Here is an 18,233-nt window from a genome sequence, read left to right on the forward strand (position 1 = left end):
TTAGAGTACATTAGAACGTAATGAAGAAACTCATCATAATTTTAGTGACATTTTTAATTTCAATCGCTTCATTCGGACAGAATATTGACGATTTTAAAAGGGATTTTATAAATGCTACAGAAACAGAATTTGGCGAATCCGATTTGAATAAAATGTTTAGAACTTATTCTAATTTACTAACGCCTCATAGTGACATAACTCAACTAACTGCAAGTATAAAAAACGAACAAATAGTCCAATATCCGCTTTCGGAATTTAAAAATACTGATGATTATAAAAACAGTATCACAACTTTACTAAATTCAGACAATCCAAACCATAGGTTGCTTTCTTACCTCGTAATTGCAGGAGCTGGGGATAAAAGTTTCGAAAAGGTACTTTTAGAAAAATTGAAAACAGAAAAAACTAAAGGAAACCTAATTTGGTGTGGAATGGCGCTAATGTATTTACAAACAAATCATACAACGCCTCTTTTTGACTTCTTAATTGAGAACGAGAATTTTGGAGATAGTCATATGATTCCTATGTATTTCCAGCTAAACAAGGACTCCCTTCAAAATACAGCTTACAGCAGAATAAATAATACGAATTTAAAAGCCAAAGTTCTCTCCGCACAATTACTTTCAAAAACTGGAAAGAATGAAAAAACTGAACAACTATTACTCGATGCTGTAAAGAATTGGGACTATAACAAAAAAGGCTATGCAATATATTCTGTAAAAGAATTACAAATGGGAAATCTAAAGGAAACTTTTATTCCTTTGTTAGACAGTACAAAAACTCGTGCTATTGCTATCGAAGCATTAGCAAATAGTCCTACAAAAGAAGATGTAGACTATTTAAAAGAACTTGCTAATTCCGAAGAAACTGTCAACAAAGACATTTTAAATGGATTTTTAAAATCAAAGAACCCTGAAAGTGTCAAATATTGGCTTAATCTTATTTCAAGCAGAGAAATCCCTGAAAAATACTATTTCAATACTTTAAGAAAGCCTCTTTTATTTTCTGATGATTTGTTGAGTGATATTCAAACTGCTTTGAAAACGACAAAACATCTAACTATTCAAAAAGAATTAATTAGAGTTCTTGAAAATCGAGAAGATTCTATTTCAGAAGAAATATTTCTGAACTACATGGACAACGAGGATTCATCTGTTCGATATTGGACTGTAGATGCATTAAGAAACACTAAATCCAAAACAGTAATAGCGAAGCTTGTCGAATTACTTAAAAAACCAGGAAAACGCGTCTCACCCATTACGGAAATCCTAGTCAATAATAATGTCGATTCACTTCAAACTGTTTATGTAGATATTTACAATACATATAAAAGCTCTGAATGGAAAAGAACTGCGATTGAATATTTGTCTAATTTTCCAAGAGAAGAACATAAAGGAATTTTCAAAGATGTTATCTACAATGAAGATTCGGGTTTTTCAATGAACAGAAATGCATCTATTGGACTTGCAAGCTTGAATGATAAAAGTTCAATTGACCGAATTATTGAGATAAGTGAAAAAGAAAGAGAAGGAAGTGATGGAAACTGTTATTACTATCTAATAGCATTATCAAAATTAAAAGGGATTAAAGCAAAGAAATATATTCTAACTTTCAAGAATAGCGATTCGAAGCATATCTCCGAATTTGTAAATAAAACAATTAATAACTGGAATAAATAACGTGTCCTAACAATGGCTCTCCCTGGGGCGCGTCCCAATATGCAATACACAAATCACTAAACAAACTCCCCAACCCCTCCTATTTCTCTTCAAAAAAATCATTTGTCTTAAACATAAACTCAAACGTAACATCTAATATGACGCTTAGTATTTAATTTTGACATAAAAATTAAAGTATGCATGCAACGCTAAAGCTTTTAGCCTCTATTTTATTAATTATAGGCAGTATTACTGCTCAAGCTAAAACCATAAAAGTATCTTCATTTAAAGGAACGTCTTCGGAAAAACTCTATAAAGCTTACAAACAAGCGCAATCTGGAGATGTTATTTTAGTCGATTTAGATGTTGAATTTAAGAATGGCGATAAACCTTTTGTTATTACTAAAGAGGGTATCACTTTTAAGGGGAAAAACCGTTCTAAAAATCAAAAATTCAGACTTTATAAAACCGAAAAAAAAGGCAACTTAGTTTTACTAAAGGCTAGCAACACACATTTCGAAAATCTCCGTTTCGAAAACGCTGTCAACTTACTTAGAATTGAGACTAAAGGAAACGTATTTTCTAACATAACTATAAAGGCATGTTATTTTTTAAACAGCAGGTACACTGGTGTAGATTTCAGAGGTGACTTTACCCATGTAAATGTTGAAAACACCTATTTTAAAGACTGCAAATTTAGTTTGCAGACCTTTGATTCTGTTGTCCTAAAAGACTTCTTAGTTAGGCAATGTACTTTTGAAGGTGGTGATCATCAAATAAGTATAGACAACGCATTTGCCGATACCAATTTAATAGACCATTCCAATATTGTAATCGATGATTGTATATTCTACGTTGCAGAACGCTTTAATATAGCCCTTGCTAATACAAGGAATGCTATTATAAAAAACAATTCCAGAATGGACGGTGGTTTACAAAAATATTCTCAGGCTATTCATATTGAACATGACACAAGAGATGTGCTCATAAAAAACAACACCATGAAAAACGATGTTGGAAACGCTATTATTATTTTTTCAACAGGTTACACAGGTCATGGCAATGGGCGTAAAATCCCTAATGATGAGAAAATTGATTTTGGCTCAAGCAATATTACCTTAGATGGAAACACCATTACTCATAGTAAGCAACACGCTATTGCAATTGGTTATGGCAAAGGCTTTTTAAAAATAAAAGGCAACAATAACATCAATTCCGAAGAAAAAATTATTTCTGGTTTTGCCACTAAAAAAACGATGACCTTTAAAATTGATCCCAATGCGACCTTTAACGGGAAAACTTTTGGCAGTATATCTAAAGAAGACATGCCTAATTATTTTCTGATTAAAAACTAGGTTTCTATTGAGTTAGCTCGTGCAATTCTTTTTCAGTAAACACTGTACCATCTTTAGGTTTAAGATTCCTCAGCATCTTTAACTCATCAATAGTAATTTTTTCAGTAGTTCCTGCAAAAGCACTTTTTAAATATCTAATAATATCTAAGATATCTTTATCTGTAAAATCTGCATTATTAGCCAATCCTGGCATGGTTGTATTTAACTCATAACGTTTTCCATTTACATGAACAGGACCAGACAACCCATGCAGTAATACTAGAGCTAGTCTTTTCTCTGAATTTTCTGTAATGTAATCGGACTTTAATAACGGAGGCGCTAGACTTTCAATACCTTCTCCATCAATACCATGACACGTTGCACAGATGTTTTTGTAAATTTTATAGCCAGCCGTTCTTGAGTCCGTTCCATTGGTTTTTCTGGTATAAATATAATTTTGCTTTTTGTTTTTTCTGTTTAAAACAACATTGTCTAAAATAGGTTTTAAAACCAAGGTTTCTTTATCCTTTAAAAACGCTAAGTAATCCAATTCTAAACCACCAAGACTACTTACTAATGCCTCTTGATACAATTTTTTCTCTTTGTATTTTGACGATAATTGGTAAACTAATGGAAAGAAAGAACTAGTATCTAGTTGCATCCAATTTTGTAATGAACTTAACACGTACAAATCAACCTCAGGATTATTTTCCTTAATCAGATGTTCCAATACCGTTTTAAAAATAGACACGTTTTCTTTAGTTGCAAATTCCTGAGCTAGTACAAGAGCATGACATTTCGTTTTTGTATTGCCACTATTTAAAAGCAAGGCTTTTATGTCTTCAAAGGTCAAGGTATTTAATCCATTTAAGGTATGAAGCACATGCATCTGTGTAACTTCTTTCTGGGAAGTCTTAAGTAGTTCTTTTAATTTAGAAATTGACTTCTTATCATCCCTTTGAATGAGCAATTGTTGCCCTCTATCTCTTAACCAGCCATTATTATCTTTAAGTAATTCTACTAATTCTGTTGTATTCAAGGCGTCTAAATCAATGCTTTGAGAAACTTTAGTAACACCATTTCTAGTAACCTTTAAAATGCGTCCCATACCAATTAGGGTGTCCATTTTTTTCCGCTCTAAGGCGTCATACAAATATGGTGTCATAAATGCTTTATCTTGTATGATACCTCTATGCATATCTACAACAAACAAATTTCCATCTGGCCCATTATTAAGATTTACAGGACGAAACCCCTCTTCGGTTGCAGCTATAAATTCTTGGTTAGCTTTAGCTTGATGTCCCGTTACTTTGTCTGCTTCAAAAGATAAAATATTGCGTTTTACAATATTCGCTTCGGGAGCACAAACAAAGGCATTTTCATTAAATTCTGAAGGAAAGGTATCCCCTCTATAAATTAATGGTCCACAGGCAGAAGTTACATTAACCAACATACTATCGGCATCCAAAACACCTTTTACATAACCTCTATTAACAGAGGTAGCGTGTAAAGGGTAAACTCTTTGAGTTGGTGTTAGCTTTTTGTTTAAACCTGCTTTAGGTCTATAGAATTTATTCTCAATAAGTGTATTAGGAAGAACATAATCGCCTAATAATTGCACTGAATTGGTATTATAATACAACCTTCCAAAATTATCCTTACTAATGCCCCATTGCCCTCTAAAAGAGGTTGGTTCTTTTATCCATTTATTCTGTTTTCTTTGATACCTAAAATTAGATTTAGCATTATAAATCCAATTATCAATGTGCATAAGCAATCCATTGGGTTGATGCTCAACATTGCCCCCATCAGAATATAGAGAATCAACTAAAACTCTATTTTTTGGTTTGTCGTTTTCAATATCTACAAACCATAAATTTGGTGGTTCTGCGTATAACAGGCCTCCGTATACATGCGCTATGGCTCTCGGTAAAATCAAACTATCTAAAAACACCTTAGCATGATCTGTAACGCCGTCGTTATCCAAATCTTCTAAAATTGAAATCGTGCCGTTTGGTAAATCATCACCAGCGCCACTTAATGTTCTCATATACCCTTTCATTTCAACAACCCACATTCTTCCTTTATTGTCAAAATCCATAGCTACTGGAGCTTCAATAAATGGTTCTGAAGCTACAACTTCAAGATTGAATCCTTCTTCAACATGATAGTCATCTAGAGCAATAAAAGGTTCTTCAAATTCTTTTGGTTTACATGATAGGTTAAAAAAGTTAATCACTACAAAACCAAGAAACAAAACCTTTACAAAATGGGCATGAAAGTTATTTAATCTCATAAAATAGGCTAATTGTTAGGCCGAATAATTTCTCCTAACGAAAATTGAGGACAATATTATAAAAACTATTCAACCTTAGGAATAAATCTAAACACAATTAGGAAAGAAATGGCTTTATTAAGTATTAGTATAACACATTTAGTAGGGTGTTTTTTGTTTTTTTAAACTTTAGTTGCCTTTAATTCAAAAATAAGTGGATAAAGTTTATCTTTTGTCTCGTACATGCCTCTACTATTTTTAGTTAAATCTGGCAATACATTATAGGGACTTTCATTATGTTCTTTTAAATAATCAATATGTAAGCCGGCATCCGTTAAAGCTGTTATTATTTCGCCCATACCATGATTCCAAGCGTATTCTTTACTAATCATACTTGAATTTTCATCGGCATACGTGCCTTCATATTCTTCATATATAACCTCATCTTGCATATACCCATATCGCATTAAAGGTTTTCCTTCTAAATAATCGAACATCCATACTATTGGATGAAACTCAACCATATAAAAAGCACCACCGTTTTTTAGCCTTTCAGCAATCATTTTCCCCCAAGGTTTTAAATCGGGTAACCATCCAATAACACCATAACTTGTAAACACAATATCGAAGGTGTCATTTACAAATTGGGACGTATCTAAAACATTACAACACACAAATTCAGCATTAAGCTTTAATTCAGTGTTTAAAGATTTAGCTAGACTTATACCTTCATCACTCAAATCTACACCTGTACATTTAGCACCTAACCTACTCCAACTTAGAGTATCTTGTCCAAAATGGCATTGTAAATGTAATAAGGACTTACCTTTTACATCACCTAAGGCATTTAGTTCATAAGGCATTAATGAAGATTTTCCATTTTTAAAAGCCTCCAAATCATACATCTCGCTTTTAGAATGTACTTTTACCTTTTCATTCCAAGTTGCTTTGTTAGTTTTAAAATAGGTTTCATTTTTACTCATTACTAAATCTTATCTTTACTAAAATTTTAAAAATATGAAAAAAACCATACTAATCTTAAGCCTATTAGCACTTTCCTTTTCTTGTAAACAAAAAGAGCGTAAAGTTATCTCAGAACCTCAGCTAACAGTAGCCGAAAAAATCGCCAATGCCCATGGCTTCCAAAACTGGGATAAAGTTTCTGAAATACAGTTTAGATTTGGAAAAAAACGCCTTTGGAACTGGAACCCAAAAACAAATGATGTAAAACTTACTACAGATACCGATACTATTGCCTATAACACTAAATCTGTTGATACAACGTCTTATAAAGCTGATCAAGCATTTATTAATGATAAGTTTTGGCTACTAATTCCGTTTCAATTAGTTTGGGATACTTCAGCTAGTATTTCAGAGCCTATTGAAGCTACTGCTCCTGTTGCTAAAACTACAATGCATAAAATAACCATAACCTACTCCAATGAAGGAGGTTACACACCTGGAGATGCCTATGATATTTTTTATAATGATGACTATATAATTAAAGAATGGATATTTAGAAGAGGGAATAGCCCAGAACCTAACCTAATTAACACCTTCGAAAACCTTCAAGATTTCAACGGGATAAAAATTGCAACAGATCATACAAGGGAAAATGGAAAACCAATTGTAAAACTATCTGAAATAAAGGTTACTTTAGAATAAATTTTGGCATAGCATTTGCATATTAATTATTGAAGAAAAAAAATAGGTTTTAGTTGTAAAGAAAACATCTTTTGTCCGACCAAAACCGTATATAAAATAAAAAATAATTTTCCGCATTTGCGCCTATATATATGAAAAGGGCTTTAACCAATGGTTAAAGCCCTTTTCCTTTACATTTAAATTAGGTTTTAAGCACTTCTATGCATTCATATAATAGCTTAATGCTCCAGAAGGGCATTTTTTAACTTGATTAACAATTACCTCTGTTGAAGCCGCATCTACCTTTACCCATGGTCGCTCTCTTGGCTGAAAAACCTCAGGAAGGCCTTTAGCACAGATAGCTGAGTGTGTACAAATCTCAGGCTTCCATACAACTGTAACTTCACCATTAGAATATTCTTTTGTTTTTGCCATACCTTTTGTTTTTACTAAAAATACAAAAAAATCACTTTAAAATTATCTTCGAATTTGATAATAAGGTCATTTTTATAATTCTTATTTTTGTTAGAAACCGATAAACTTTTCACATTGCCAGTATATATGTTAGGGCTAGATTTTGCGCTAGAACAAGATAAAAAAGACGTATTAAAACCTTATAAAGATCAATTTTATATTCCCAAAGACAAGCACGGAAACAATCTTATTTATATGACCGGAAATTCTTTGGGTCTACAACCAAAATCTACAAAGCACTATATAAATCAGGAATTAACCGATTGGGCTGCTTTAGGTGTAGAAGGACATTTTGAAGCTAAAAACCCATGGTTACCCTATCATGAGTTTTTAACCGAAAGCATGGCCAAAGTGGTGGGCGCTAAGCCTATTGAAGTTGTAGTAATGAACACCCTTACTACTAATCTTCATTTAATGATGGTTTCCTTTTATAAACCTACTAAAACGCGTTACAAAATTTTAATTGAAAGTGACGCGTTTCCTTCTGATAAATATGCCGTAGAATCACAATTACGTCACCACGGATTTGATCATAACGAAGGGCTTATACTTTGGCAACCAAGAGACAATGAAGAGCTATTGCGATATGAAGACTTAGAAGCAATTCTTGATACACAAGGTGATGAGATTGCTCTGATTATGATTGGAGGGATTAATTACTACACAGGACAATATTTTAATTTAAAACGGATTACAGAACTTGGCCATAAACATGGATGCAAAGTAGGTTTTGATTGCGCTCATGGCGCTGGCAATGTAAAACTGAATTTACACGACTCTGGAGCCGATTTTGCTGTTTGGTGTACCTATAAGTATTTAAACTCTGGACCTGGGAGTTTAGCAGGTTGTTTTGTACATGAAAGACATGCGCATAACAAAGACTTAAATAGATTTACAGGCTGGTGGAGCCACAATAAGGCAACACGTTTTACTATGCGAGATGAATTTGATCAGCTACCAGGTGCAGAAGGCTGGCAATTAAGTAATCCGCCAATTTTATCAATGGCAGCAATAAAAGCTTCTTTAGACATTTTTCATGAAGTAGGTATTGATGCTTTAGTTGAAAAATCTAAACAACTTACGGGGTATTTCGAATTTTTATTAAAAGAATTAGGCGATGATATAATTAGAATAATTACTCCAAAACATCCGGAAGAACGTGGGTGCCAATTATCCATTCAAGTAAAAAATGCAGATAAAACGTTGCATCATAAATTAACAGAAGCTGGTGTCATTACAGACTGGAGAGAACCCGATGTTATAAGGTGCGCACCAGTACCTCTTTATAATTCGTTTGAGGATGTGTACGTGTTGGTCGAAAAATTGAAAACTATTTTGAATGAATAGTTTTAAGTATATTAATTCTATTCTAGAAAAGGAAGAACAAAAGTTTTTCTTAAAAAAAGCCTCAGAACGCGGTTTTATCGACAATTCTTTGATTGGATTATTGTATTTTATCCTAAACAAAGACAAGGACTATTTCTTAATTACAAATAAGAGAATTGTATGCCTAGTAAAAAACCGATTAGTACTAAATTCGAAATATAATAATTTCTCAAATATTGAATTTAATTCAAATAATGATAATATTAAATTTGAAAACTCTGAAAACAAGGCAAAATCTTTAAGCTTAAGAAGTTTTAGACTTAGTTATGAAGAAATTCAGAAGCTCAAAAAAATATTAAATTAATGCCATAAAATCTACTTAGGCATAAACAATAAACTAAGATCCTGAAACAAGTTCAGGATGACAAAAATGAAAGAAAAACAACAAAACATACTAATAATTGGAGCAGGTTTATGCGGCTCCCTATTAGCGTTAAGACTTGCCCAAAGAGGATTTAATGTTTCGGTTTATGAAAAACGTCCAGACTTACGTAAAGTAGATATCAGTGCAGGACGTTCAATAAATCTGGCATTTTCTAACAGAGGAATCAAAGCCATGAAATTAGTTGGACTAGAAAACAAAGTAAAAGCACTTTGTATTCCAATGAATGGACGAATGATCCATGATACCAAGGGCAATACCTTCTTATCTAATTATAGCGGTAGAGAACATGAGTATATCAATTCCATTTCGCGCGGAGATTTAAACGCTTTATTATTAGATGAAGCAGAACAACATGAAAACGTTAACATTCATTTCAACAAAAAATGTCTTTCTGTAGATTTTGAAAAAACCACCGCCCTATTTAAAGATTACACATCCAAATCTGAATTTATAGAAGACGCCGATTTGATCATAGGTACCGACGGTGCGGGATCTGTTTTAAGAAAGAGCTATTACTTAGGTAAAAAGTTTCTGTTTAGTTTTTCTCAGAACTACCTCTCTCATGGTTATAAAGAATTAAGTATTTTACCCAAAGGAGATGGCAGTTTTAGAATACATAAAAACGCCTTACATATATGGCCACGTGGGAGTTTTATGCTAATTGCACTTCCAAATTTAGATGGAAGCTTTACGGTAACACTATTTCTAAGCTATGCGGATGGGAAGTATAATTTCAACAATTTAGATACGGATAAAAAGGTACTTGAATTTTTTCAAAAAGAATTCCCAGATGCATTAGCACAAATGCCGAACCTATTAGAAGATTTTAATAACAACCCTACATCGCCTTTAGGAACGGTTAAATGTTCTCCTTGGCACTTCAAAGGAAATACATTGTTAATGGGAGATGCAGCACATGCCATAGTACCGTTTTACGGTCAAGGCATGAATGCTAGTTTTGAAGATGTTGTTGAATTTGACCAGATCTTAGACCTTAAACTCGATAATTGGGAAGAGACTTTAAAAGCTTACGAAACAAAGCGCAAAAAAGACACCGATGCCATTGCAGATTTGGCCATAGATAATTATTTCGAAATGAGAGATCATGTTGCCAATCCTATTTTTCAGGAAAAGCGTAAATTAGAGATGGCATTAGAAAAAGAATTTCCACTGGAATATTCGTCAAAATACTCATTAGTAACTTTTAATGAAAATTTGAGTTATTCGGAAGCAATGCTAAAAGGAAGAGCTCAAGATAAAGCAATTTTAAACATGCTTTCGGATGGCAATATCTCTTTAAATGAAAATTTAAAAACCGTTTTAGAAAAGATAAAAGAGGAAACGCAAAATATTCTTGAGGAAGACACTATTGCAAAGCTAAGATAAAAAAGCATCCTTCTTCCTTGTTTAGAACAAGGGTAAAAAAAAATATAACGAGTCTTACATACTCAACTAAGCATACGTTCTATTTATAACGTTAATAATAGGCCTATAATTATGGATAAAAAAGTAACACCTAGAGGTGCATACCCTCATACAAAACGCGTTGCCGATTTTATATATGTCTCTGGCACAAGCTCAAGAAGACCAGATAACACAATTGCGGGAGCTGATACGCTGGACAATATGGGGACTAAAAAACTGGATATAGAAGTTCAAACCAGAGAAGTTTTAAAAAATATAGACAAGAACTTAGCAAATGAAGGAGCTTCTCTAAAAGATGTAGTAGATGTTACTACCTTTTTGGTTAACATGAATGACTTTGCAGGCTATAACAAAGCCTATGCAGAGTTCTTTGATAAAGAAACAGGCCCTACTAGAACAACAGTTGCAGTACATCAATTACCACATCCTGATTTATTAATAGAAATTAAAGTTACAGCCTATAAAAAATTGAGTGATTCTTAATTGCGGCTTAATTGTAGCCAAATAGAAATGGAACTAATTAAAAACTACATTAACGGAAAGTTTGTAGACCCAATACAAAACGTATGGTTAGATAACTATTGCCCGGCAAATGGTGAAGTTTACGGACAAATTCCTGATTCTAAAAAAGAAGACATAGCATTGGCATATGATGCAGCTAAGTCGGCTTTCCAATACTGGTCTAACTCCACGTTAAAAGAAAGAAGCAAGATTCTTATCAGAATTTCCGAATTGTTAGAATCTAATTTACAACGTTTTGCAGAAGCAGAAAGTAAAGATAATGGCAAACCAATTAGTTTAGCCAAAACAGTTGACATTCCTAGAGCAGCAGATAACTTTCGTTTTTTTGGTCATGCCATAACTCAATTTGCCAGTGAAAGCCATGAAATGCCCGGTTTAAACGCTATTAACTACACATTGCGACAACCTATTGGCGTTGTGGGCTGTATATCACCTTGGAATTTACCGTTGTACTTGTTTACATGGAAAATTGCCCCTGCATTAGCTGCTGGGAACTGTGTCGTTGCTAAACCAAGTGAAGTTACACCATTAACAGCTTATCTTTTAGGAGAAATTTGTAACGAGGCTGGATTACCTAAAGGCGTTTTAAATATTGTTCATGGTTTAGGAAATGTAGCAGGACAAGCCATAATTGAACATCCAGAAATTAAAGCAATTTCTTTTACAGGAGGAACGGCAACAGGTGCTCATATTGCTAGAATCGCTGCCCCCCTATTTAAAAAACTATCCCTTGAATTAGGAGGAAAAAACCCCAACATCATTTTTGCGGATTGCGATTATGATAATATGCTTGAAACTACTTTGCGTTCTTCATTTTCCAATCAAGGTCAAATATGCCTGTGCGGAAGTAGAATTTTTGTTGAAGCCAGTATCTTTTCAAAATTTAAAAATGATTTTGTTGAAAAAACAAAACAACTGGTTATTGGGCATCCAGCAGACTCTAAAACGACTATTGGAGCACTAGTTTCTAAATCACATCTGGAAAAAGTAGTAAGTTATATTAAAATTGCCAAAAGCGAAGGACACACTATCCTTTGTGGAGGTAATAAAGTTTCTTTAGAAAATTATGAAAACGGATACTATTTTGAGCCCACAATAATTGAGGTATCTTCAAACGATTGTAAACTTAATCAGGAAGAAATTTTTGGTCCCATTGTAACAATAATGCCGTTTGAAACGGAAGAACAAGCTCTAAAACTAGCTAACGATGTTAAATATGGGTTATCGGCAACCCTATGGACAAATAATTTAAAACGAACAATGATACTGAGTAAACAATTACAATCTGGTATCGTATGGGTAAATACCTGGATGCAACGCGATTTAAGAACTCCTTTTGGAGGAATAAAGGAAAGTGGTGTTGGTCGTGAAGGTGGTTTTGAAGCGCTACGTTTTTTTACCCAACAAAAAAATATTTGTATTAAATATTGATTTTACACTATGGATCCAAATTCTAATTCTACAGCAACACTTTTATTTAATTAGCATTAAAAACTTTAAGAAAATGAACCTTAACATAAACAATAAATATGCGCTTGTATGCGGCAGCACACAGGGAATTGGGAAAGCAACAGCCATAGCCCTTGCGGAAGAAGGCGTAAACGTTACCCTTATGGCGAGAAATGAACAAAAGTTAAAGGCTGTATTGGAGGAATTACCAAAACAGAGATCTCATAGTTATATCGTTGCCGATTTTTCAAACCCAGGAGATTTAAAAACAAAAATTCAAGATTTTATTAATAACAATCACGGCTTTCATATCGTAATTAATAATACAGGCGGTCCTAAAGGTGGTGCCCTATTAAGTGCTTCAATAGAAGAATTTGAAAGTGCGTTTACCATGCACCTCAAATGCAACCATATTTTAGCACAAGCCACCATTCCATTTATGAAAAAAGAGGAGTTTGGTAGAATTGTTAATGTTATCTCTACATCAGTGAAAGAGCCTATTCCTGGTTTAGGCGTTAGTAATACTACAAGAGGAGCTGTTGGAAACTGGAGTAAAACACTAGCTTTAGAGGTAGCTCCTTTTGGCATTACAGTTAATAATATATTGCCCGGTTTTACAGAAACAGGACGTCTACATGAAATTATTGAAAACAAAGCTAAGCAGCAAAACATTACCGTTGAGGAGGTCGTTGAGACAATGAAAAATAGCACTCCTGCTAAACGTTTTGCCAGCCCCAGCGAAGTTGCCAATGCTATTGTTTTTTTGGCAAGTGATAAAGCATCTTACATTAACGGAATTAACATTCCAGTTGATGGAGGAAGAACAAAAAGTTTGTAAAAGCCCTTCCTAACCCGTCAAAAGAGAGGGGATATTAACACAAGATATATTATCTTTATATAGAATATTTATAAAATAAAAAACTCAAATACCCGATTTGAGTTTCTCCCCATTTAGGGAGATTAAGAGGGGCTTGTTATGAGTAAAAGTAAATTAGTAAAACCTATAAACTTTAAAGCGTGGATTGATGAAAATAGACACCTCTTAAAACCTCCTGTTGGGAATAAGTGTGTTTGGAAAGATGGTGAATATATAGTTATGGTTGTTGGTGGGCCTAATAACAGAAAAGACTATCATTACAATGAAACTCCAGAGTTTTTCTATCAGGTTGAAGGTGATATGGTCCTAAAAATAATCAATGACGGAAAACCGGAAAACGTGCATATTAAAGAGGGTGAAATTTATTTACTTCCTGCTAAAGTGCCACATTCTCCTCAAAGATTGGCTGATACCGTTGGCTTAGTCATTGAATATCCTCGTTCTAAAAAAATGAAGGACGCTCTGGAATGGTATTGTGAAAATTGCGATAACCTTCTTTACAGAAAGAAGTTTAAATTGGATAATATCGAAACTGATATGCCTGTAATTTTTGAAAAGTTTTACAGTAGTGAAAAGAAACGCACATGTTCGGAATGTGGAACAGTTATGGAACCTCCTCGAAAAAAAACATCTGAATAAATTAAATAATCGTCATTACGAGAAAAAATGACAAAGTAATCCATTTAAACAAAAGATATCAATACTATAGCCATTCAATAATATATTGTAATGAAACAGCGTAAACTTAGAATAAACGGTCACTCACATTTGCTACCCTATCCAGAAGAGATACCAGATTATATGCGTGAAAAAGGTATTTTTTGGGTTGATAAAGACAAAAAATTCATGCTACAAAAGGGCTGGAAGCGACCAGTAACGGACTCTAGCTTCTTCCTACACGAAAAACTAGAATGGATGGAACGTAACAAAATAGACCATGCTGTTGTTCTTAACCTTTCCCAGCTTTATGGAAATGGGCTTCGTGTTGAAGAAATGAAACGCGCCTTACGCTTTCAAAATGATTTTAATGCTAGAATTCAGCATGATAACCCAAGTAAGTTTACCTGTGGTTTTGTTGTGCATCCAGGTTTTTTAAGGAGTGCCTGTTGGGAAATTGAGCGCTGTGTAGAAGAACATGGACTTCGTTTACTTTGCTTACCAACACATTATATGGATACCATTGGTACTTGGCGTTGTATCTATGACGAGGAAAACGAGCCTATTTTTGAACTCGCAAATAAATACAATCTAGCAGTAGAAATTCATCCATATGATGGCGAGAAGTTTATAAAACTAGAAAATACATCTTGGCGTTTTCACCTCATCTGGATGTTGGCCCAATGTGCCGATGCCTATCACTTTTTAACCTTAAATGGTTATCAAGAAAAGTATCCTAACATGCGTACTTGTTTTGCCCATGGCAGCCAATTATCTCAAATAAATTTAGGCAGACGTATACAAGGTTTTGATGGAAGACCAGATCTTTTTGAGGGTATGCAACATCCAAGAAAAGCGGTTGGACATAAAAATATTTTCTTTGACACCTTGGTTCATGATACTGGAGGTTTAGAATTATTAATCCGAAATCATGGTTCTGCCCAAGTAGTGATGGGGCTAGATGACCCATACCCCCTTGGAGAAATGGAAAGTGATAAGCAATCCTCATATCCGGGTAAAATTTTAGATTTGGCTATGAAACATAAGATTCTAAATCAAGACGAGTATGACGCTATTTGGTATAACAATGTATTGCAATGGCTGTTCGGTGATGATGAACAAGAAAAACAAAACTTAACTAATAGAATTTTATCCTAATGCATTTTATTCCTGAGGAATTAGACGATTATGTGGTTGCTCATTCTGAAAACGAACCAGAATTACTACAACAACTCAATAGAGAAACATACCAAAAGATATTACAACCAAGAATGCTAAGTGGACATTATCAAGGTCGTGTTCTAAGTATTATTTCCAAACTAATAAACCCTAAAAACATTCTTGAAATAGGAACGTATACGGGATACTCTGCATTATGTTTAGCGGAAGGCATGCAACGTAGTGGTGTTTTACATACCATTGATGTCAACGAAGAGCTATTTGACTTCCAAAGAAAGTATTTTGATAAGTCTAATTACGGCGACCAAATTATTCAGCATTTAGGAAACGCACTTGAAATTATTCCTGAATTAGAACTAAATTTTGACCTTATTTTCATTGATGCCGATAAAGACAATTATCCTAATTATTATAACATAATTGTTGATAAATTAAACCCTGGTGGTATTATCTTGTCCGACAATGTTCTTTGGAGTGGTAAAGTTATTGAGACGCTTAAAAAAGATGATCATTCTACCAAAGCCCTTTTAGATTACAATAAATTGCTCAAAGAAGATTCCAGACTAGAAACGGTAATTTTACCAATTAGAGACGGCCTAACTATTAGCAGAAAGCTCTAGTGCCTAACTGGCATTCGAAAGTGCTTCTGCATTTGCTTTCCTTTGAAGACGTTTATGAATTTGAGTATTAATTATTTGAAAAAACTCGTAGTTATCAAACGGCTTTATGATAATATCTTTATATCCTATTTCTTCAAAATTAGTCTTTACTTCCTCAATATCGGCAGCGGTTAAAGCTATGATTGGAATATCTTTATCAAATTCATAAATCATTTCAGTAGCTTCATTACCGTTCATAACCGGCATGTTAATATCCATTAAAATTAAATCGTACTTATCTCTATTTTTATAAAATTCTTCTACAGCTAATTTACCATTACCAACTATAGTGCATGAATAATTCTGTTTTCTAAGCAGGTTTTTGGTTACTACTTGATTAATTTTATTGTCCTCGGCAACAAGAATATGGTAGTTATTTTGATTGATTAAACTTTTACTTATTGTCTTTTTCTCTTTTTTGTCTACTCGTTCTAAATCAATAGCAAATTCAATTTCAAACCTAAACACAGTTCCTTTACCTTCCTCACTATCTACTTCAATTTTACTATCAAATAACTCAATTAAATTTTTAGTTATTGCCAGACCTAACCCAGTTCCTTGATACTCAAAATTACTTTCGTCTAATTGCGAAAACACATCAAAGATTGTTTTAAACTTATCTTTTGATATACCTATACCATTATCTTCTACCTCAAACAGCAAACGTACATTATTATTAGTTTTATTTAAACATTTCACTTTTAAACTAATGACCCCGTTTTTCGTAAATTTTATACTGTTCCCAAATAAGTTAAAAATAATTTGAGATAACCTAACCTTATCACATTGAATGTATTTAGGCACCTCTTTATCAATCTCAATACTAATTTTATTATTAGTTTCTTTTATTCTAGACTGAAACGAGTTTATAATATTTTCAAACAGCGATTTAAGATTAACCGAACTCTCTTTTAATTTGATCTCTTTAGCTTCAATTTTACCAATTTGCAAAATATCATTGATAAGATTTAAAAGATAATCTCCTGAGTATTTTAAGGACTTAAGTCTTTTTTTGTCCTTTTTCTTTAAGTTACTTTTTTCTAAAAGAAGTGAGGTCATACCAACAACACCATACAAAGGCGTTCGCAATTCATGGGTAACATTAGAAATAAATTTAGATTTTAACTCCGAAGATTTTAAAGCCTCATTTCTTGCAATTTCCAATTCTGAATTTCTAACTTTTAAGGCCTTAGTTAACTTCTTCTTAGATATGTAACCTAAACCAATAAATGTTAGGGATAACACTAACAGAACTAACATTATTAATATTGCAATAATTTCTTTTCTTAATTTATTTGCAATCTTTGTTTGTTCTAATTTGGCCAAATTAGCCTCCTTAATATCATTTTTGTAGTCTTCTAAAAGGTATTTAGACTTTACGATAATTTCCTGCCGAACCTTTTCCTGATTTATTAATTTATCCTTATAAACATTGTGTAATAATAATGAAGAATAGGCCTTAGAAGAATTCCCTGATTTAGATTGAGCCAAAGACAAATCTTTGTATAATTCGCTTAGAAACTCGTAGTTATCTTCTTCGGAATCAACTAATTTAATGGCTTCAATAAATTTATTACAGGCATAATTATTTAAGTCCTTTTTGGCATAATACAATCCAAAGAAATAGTTATGTCTACTTTTAGAGTAACTATCAGTAATATTTTCTAGGTACTTTTCAGAAACTAAAAGACACATATATGCGTCTTCTAAATCTCCAACATCTAAACTCAATTTACACAAGTTTATTCTTGCCTTTAAGGCTACCCTGCTTAATGCTTCTATTTCTGAACTGGTATGATAATTCTTTTCTTCAGAAAAACTAATAGACTTTTCCAAATAGTCTTGAGCCAATGAGAACTTTAATCCCCTGGTATAAATTTCTGCAAGATTAAGATACGTATTAGCAATTAAATAGTCATTATCAATGCGTTTTGCCGCCTCTAAGGTATTGTTATAATAGGCTTTGGCATCTTCATGATTATTCATTAAAAAATGAATCTTGGCTAAGTTAAAGTTAGATATTGCAATTCCATAGTAGTCACTAATAGAATCTGCCAGTTTTTTAGATTTTAAAAAGCCCTTGAAAGATTCTAAAATCCTATGCTCATTAAAATGATTTTGAGAAATCGTATTAATTCTGTCTATTTCTTTTATTACATCTCTATCTTCATTAGCAAATAGAAAAAGAGGCAGTAACAAGAAATAAAAAAATAACCTTGTTAACATGATTTGAGAGATTTGGGAAATCTAAGCTAACAAATCTTTAGGAAACCAAATTTAGTTATTCGATGAAATGCAAAAACATGTTT

The 18,233-nt window shown here is 33.1% G+C and carries 16 protein-coding genes; 12 read left to right on the plus strand and 4 right to left on the minus strand.

From position 1 onward, the window contains the following. Positions 1–20: 20 nt before the first annotated feature. A complete protein-coding gene (locus FUA24_RS05420) occupies positions 21–1,679 on the plus strand; it encodes a HEAT repeat domain-containing protein (protein WP_148540347.1) in 1,659 nt (552 codons plus the stop codon). A gap of 176 nt (positions 1,680–1,855) precedes the next feature. Continuing rightward, the gene (locus FUA24_RS05425; RefSeq protein WP_148540348.1) at positions 1,856–3,013 is read left to right on the plus strand and encodes a right-handed parallel beta-helix repeat-containing protein; all 1,158 of its coding nucleotides are present in this window, start codon (positions 1,856–1,858) and stop codon (positions 3,011–3,013) included. A 4-nt stretch (positions 3,014–3,017) separates the two neighbouring features. Here FUA24_RS05425 and FUA24_RS05430 read toward each other — a convergent pair whose 3' ends face one another. Next, positions 3,018–5,288 (minus strand): DUF7133 domain-containing protein, encoded by a 2,271-nt coding sequence (locus FUA24_RS05430; RefSeq protein WP_148540355.1) that lies wholly within the window; start codon positions 5,286–5,288, stop codon positions 3,018–3,020. A 161-nt stretch (positions 5,289–5,449) separates the two neighbouring features. After that, positions 5,450–6,250 (minus strand): class I SAM-dependent methyltransferase, encoded by an 801-nt coding sequence (locus FUA24_RS05435; protein ID WP_148540357.1) that lies wholly within the window; start codon positions 6,248–6,250, stop codon positions 5,450–5,452. A 34-nt stretch (positions 6,251–6,284) separates the two neighbouring features. Between FUA24_RS05435 and FUA24_RS05440 the strand changes: the two genes are divergently transcribed. Then, entirely contained in the window at positions 6,285–6,932 is a 648-nt protein-coding gene (locus FUA24_RS05440) for a hypothetical protein (RefSeq protein WP_148540359.1), read from the plus strand. Positions 6,933–7,130: 198 nt separating this feature from the next. Here the strand turns inward: FUA24_RS05440 and FUA24_RS05445 are convergent, their stop codons facing one another. Then, the gene (locus FUA24_RS05445) at positions 7,131–7,346 is read right to left on the minus strand and encodes a (4Fe-4S)-binding protein (protein WP_148540361.1); all 216 of its coding nucleotides are present in this window, start codon (positions 7,344–7,346) and stop codon (positions 7,131–7,133) included. Between the two features lie 126 nt (positions 7,347–7,472). Between FUA24_RS05445 and kynU the strand changes: the two genes are divergently transcribed. The 9 genes from kynU to FUA24_RS05490 all read left to right on the plus strand — a co-directional run bounded on the left by kynU (position 7,473) and on the right by FUA24_RS05490 (position 15,885). Beyond that, on the plus strand, positions 7,473–8,732 hold the full coding sequence (gene kynU, locus FUA24_RS05450) for a kynureninase (protein ID WP_148541084.1): 1,260 nt from the start codon (positions 7,473–7,475) through the stop codon (positions 8,730–8,732). Beyond that, positions 8,725–9,075 carry a hypothetical protein gene (locus tag FUA24_RS05455; protein WP_148540363.1) on the plus strand — a complete coding sequence of 117 codons (351 nt, stop codon included), beginning with the start codon at positions 8,725–8,727 and terminating at the stop codon, positions 9,073–9,075. Before kynU ends, FUA24_RS05455 begins: the two co-directional genes overlap by 8 nt. Positions 9,076–9,141: 66 nt before the next feature. Continuing rightward, positions 9,142–10,542: an FAD-dependent oxidoreductase gene (locus FUA24_RS05460; RefSeq protein WP_148540365.1), complete on the plus strand. Its 1,401-nt coding sequence runs from the start codon at positions 9,142–9,144 to the stop codon at positions 10,540–10,542. A 111-nt stretch (positions 10,543–10,653) separates the two neighbouring features. Continuing rightward, positions 10,654–11,064 carry a RidA family protein gene (locus FUA24_RS05465; RefSeq protein ID WP_187388181.1) on the plus strand — a complete coding sequence of 137 codons (411 nt, stop codon included), beginning with the start codon at positions 10,654–10,656 and terminating at the stop codon, positions 11,062–11,064. 27 nt (positions 11,065–11,091) lie between these two features. Continuing rightward, positions 11,092–12,534, plus strand: coding sequence for an aldehyde dehydrogenase (locus FUA24_RS05470; protein ID WP_148540369.1), 1,443 nt, complete (start codon positions 11,092–11,094; stop codon positions 12,532–12,534). 73 nt (positions 12,535–12,607) lie between these two features. Beyond that, positions 12,608–13,390: an SDR family oxidoreductase gene (locus tag FUA24_RS05475; protein ID WP_148540371.1), complete on the plus strand. Its 783-nt coding sequence runs from the start codon at positions 12,608–12,610 to the stop codon at positions 13,388–13,390. A 138-nt stretch (positions 13,391–13,528) separates the two neighbouring features. After that, complete coding sequence (locus FUA24_RS05480; RefSeq protein WP_148540373.1) at positions 13,529–14,068, plus strand: 3-hydroxyanthranilate 3,4-dioxygenase; 540 nt, start codon at positions 13,529–13,531, stop codon at positions 14,066–14,068. A 90-nt stretch (positions 14,069–14,158) separates the two neighbouring features. Further along, a complete protein-coding gene (locus FUA24_RS05485; protein ID WP_148540375.1) occupies positions 14,159–15,244 on the plus strand; it encodes an amidohydrolase family protein in 1,086 nt (361 codons plus the stop codon). Continuing rightward, positions 15,244–15,885 carry an O-methyltransferase gene (locus FUA24_RS05490; RefSeq protein ID WP_148540377.1) on the plus strand — a complete coding sequence of 214 codons (642 nt, stop codon included), beginning with the start codon at positions 15,244–15,246 and terminating at the stop codon, positions 15,883–15,885. Before FUA24_RS05485 ends, FUA24_RS05490 begins: the two co-directional genes overlap by 1 nt. 3 nt (positions 15,886–15,888) lie before the next feature. Here FUA24_RS05490 and FUA24_RS05495 read toward each other — a convergent pair whose 3' ends face one another. Beyond that, positions 15,889–18,150, minus strand: a complete 2,262-nt coding sequence (locus tag FUA24_RS05495; RefSeq protein ID WP_148540379.1) for an ATP-binding protein — start codon at positions 18,148–18,150, stop codon at positions 15,889–15,891. Between the last annotated feature and the right edge of the window lie 83 nt (positions 18,151–18,233).

The organism is Seonamhaeicola marinus, from assembly GCF_008085455.1.

Excerpts from the sequence above, each read along its gene's own strand:
- kynU (WP_148541084.1), top strand. The coding sequence starts at position 7,473 with ATGTTAGGGCTAGATTTTGCGCTAGAACAAGATAAAAAAGACGTATTA.
- FUA24_RS05460 (WP_148540365.1), top strand. The coding sequence starts at position 9,142 with ATGAAAGAAAAACAACAAAACATACTAATAATTGGAGCAGGTTTATGC.
- FUA24_RS05465 (WP_187388181.1), top strand. The coding sequence starts at position 10,654 with ATGGATAAAAAAGTAACACCTAGAGGTGCATACCCTCATACAAAACGC.
- FUA24_RS05430 (WP_148540355.1), bottom strand. The coding sequence starts at position 5,288 with ATGAGATTAAATAACTTTCATGCCCATTTTGTAAAGGTTTTGTTTCTT.
- FUA24_RS05475 (WP_148540371.1), top strand. The coding sequence starts at position 12,608 with ATGAACCTTAACATAAACAATAAATATGCGCTTGTATGCGGCAGCACA.
- FUA24_RS05440 (WP_148540359.1), top strand. The coding sequence starts at position 6,285 with ATGAAAAAAACCATACTAATCTTAAGCCTATTAGCACTTTCCTTTTCT.
- FUA24_RS05425 (WP_148540348.1), top strand. The coding sequence starts at position 1,856 with ATGCATGCAACGCTAAAGCTTTTAGCCTCTATTTTATTAATTATAGGC.
- FUA24_RS05490 (WP_148540377.1), top strand. The coding sequence starts at position 15,244 with ATGCATTTTATTCCTGAGGAATTAGACGATTATGTGGTTGCTCATTCT.
- FUA24_RS05445 (WP_148540361.1), bottom strand. The coding sequence starts at position 7,346 with ATGGCAAAAACAAAAGAATATTCTAATGGTGAAGTTACAGTTGTATGG.
- FUA24_RS05455 (WP_148540363.1), top strand. The coding sequence starts at position 8,725 with ATGAATAGTTTTAAGTATATTAATTCTATTCTAGAAAAGGAAGAACAA.
- FUA24_RS05485 (WP_148540375.1), top strand. The coding sequence starts at position 14,159 with ATGAAACAGCGTAAACTTAGAATAAACGGTCACTCACATTTGCTACCC.
- FUA24_RS05495 (WP_148540379.1), bottom strand. The coding sequence starts at position 18,150 with ATGTTAACAAGGTTATTTTTTTATTTCTTGTTACTGCCTCTTTTTCTA.
- FUA24_RS05435 (WP_148540357.1), bottom strand. The coding sequence starts at position 6,250 with ATGAGTAAAAATGAAACCTATTTTAAAACTAACAAAGCAACTTGGAAT.
- FUA24_RS05420 (WP_148540347.1), top strand. The coding sequence starts at position 21 with ATGAAGAAACTCATCATAATTTTAGTGACATTTTTAATTTCAATCGCT.
- FUA24_RS05470 (WP_148540369.1), top strand. The coding sequence starts at position 11,092 with ATGGAACTAATTAAAAACTACATTAACGGAAAGTTTGTAGACCCAATA.
- FUA24_RS05480 (WP_148540373.1), top strand. The coding sequence starts at position 13,529 with ATGAGTAAAAGTAAATTAGTAAAACCTATAAACTTTAAAGCGTGGATT.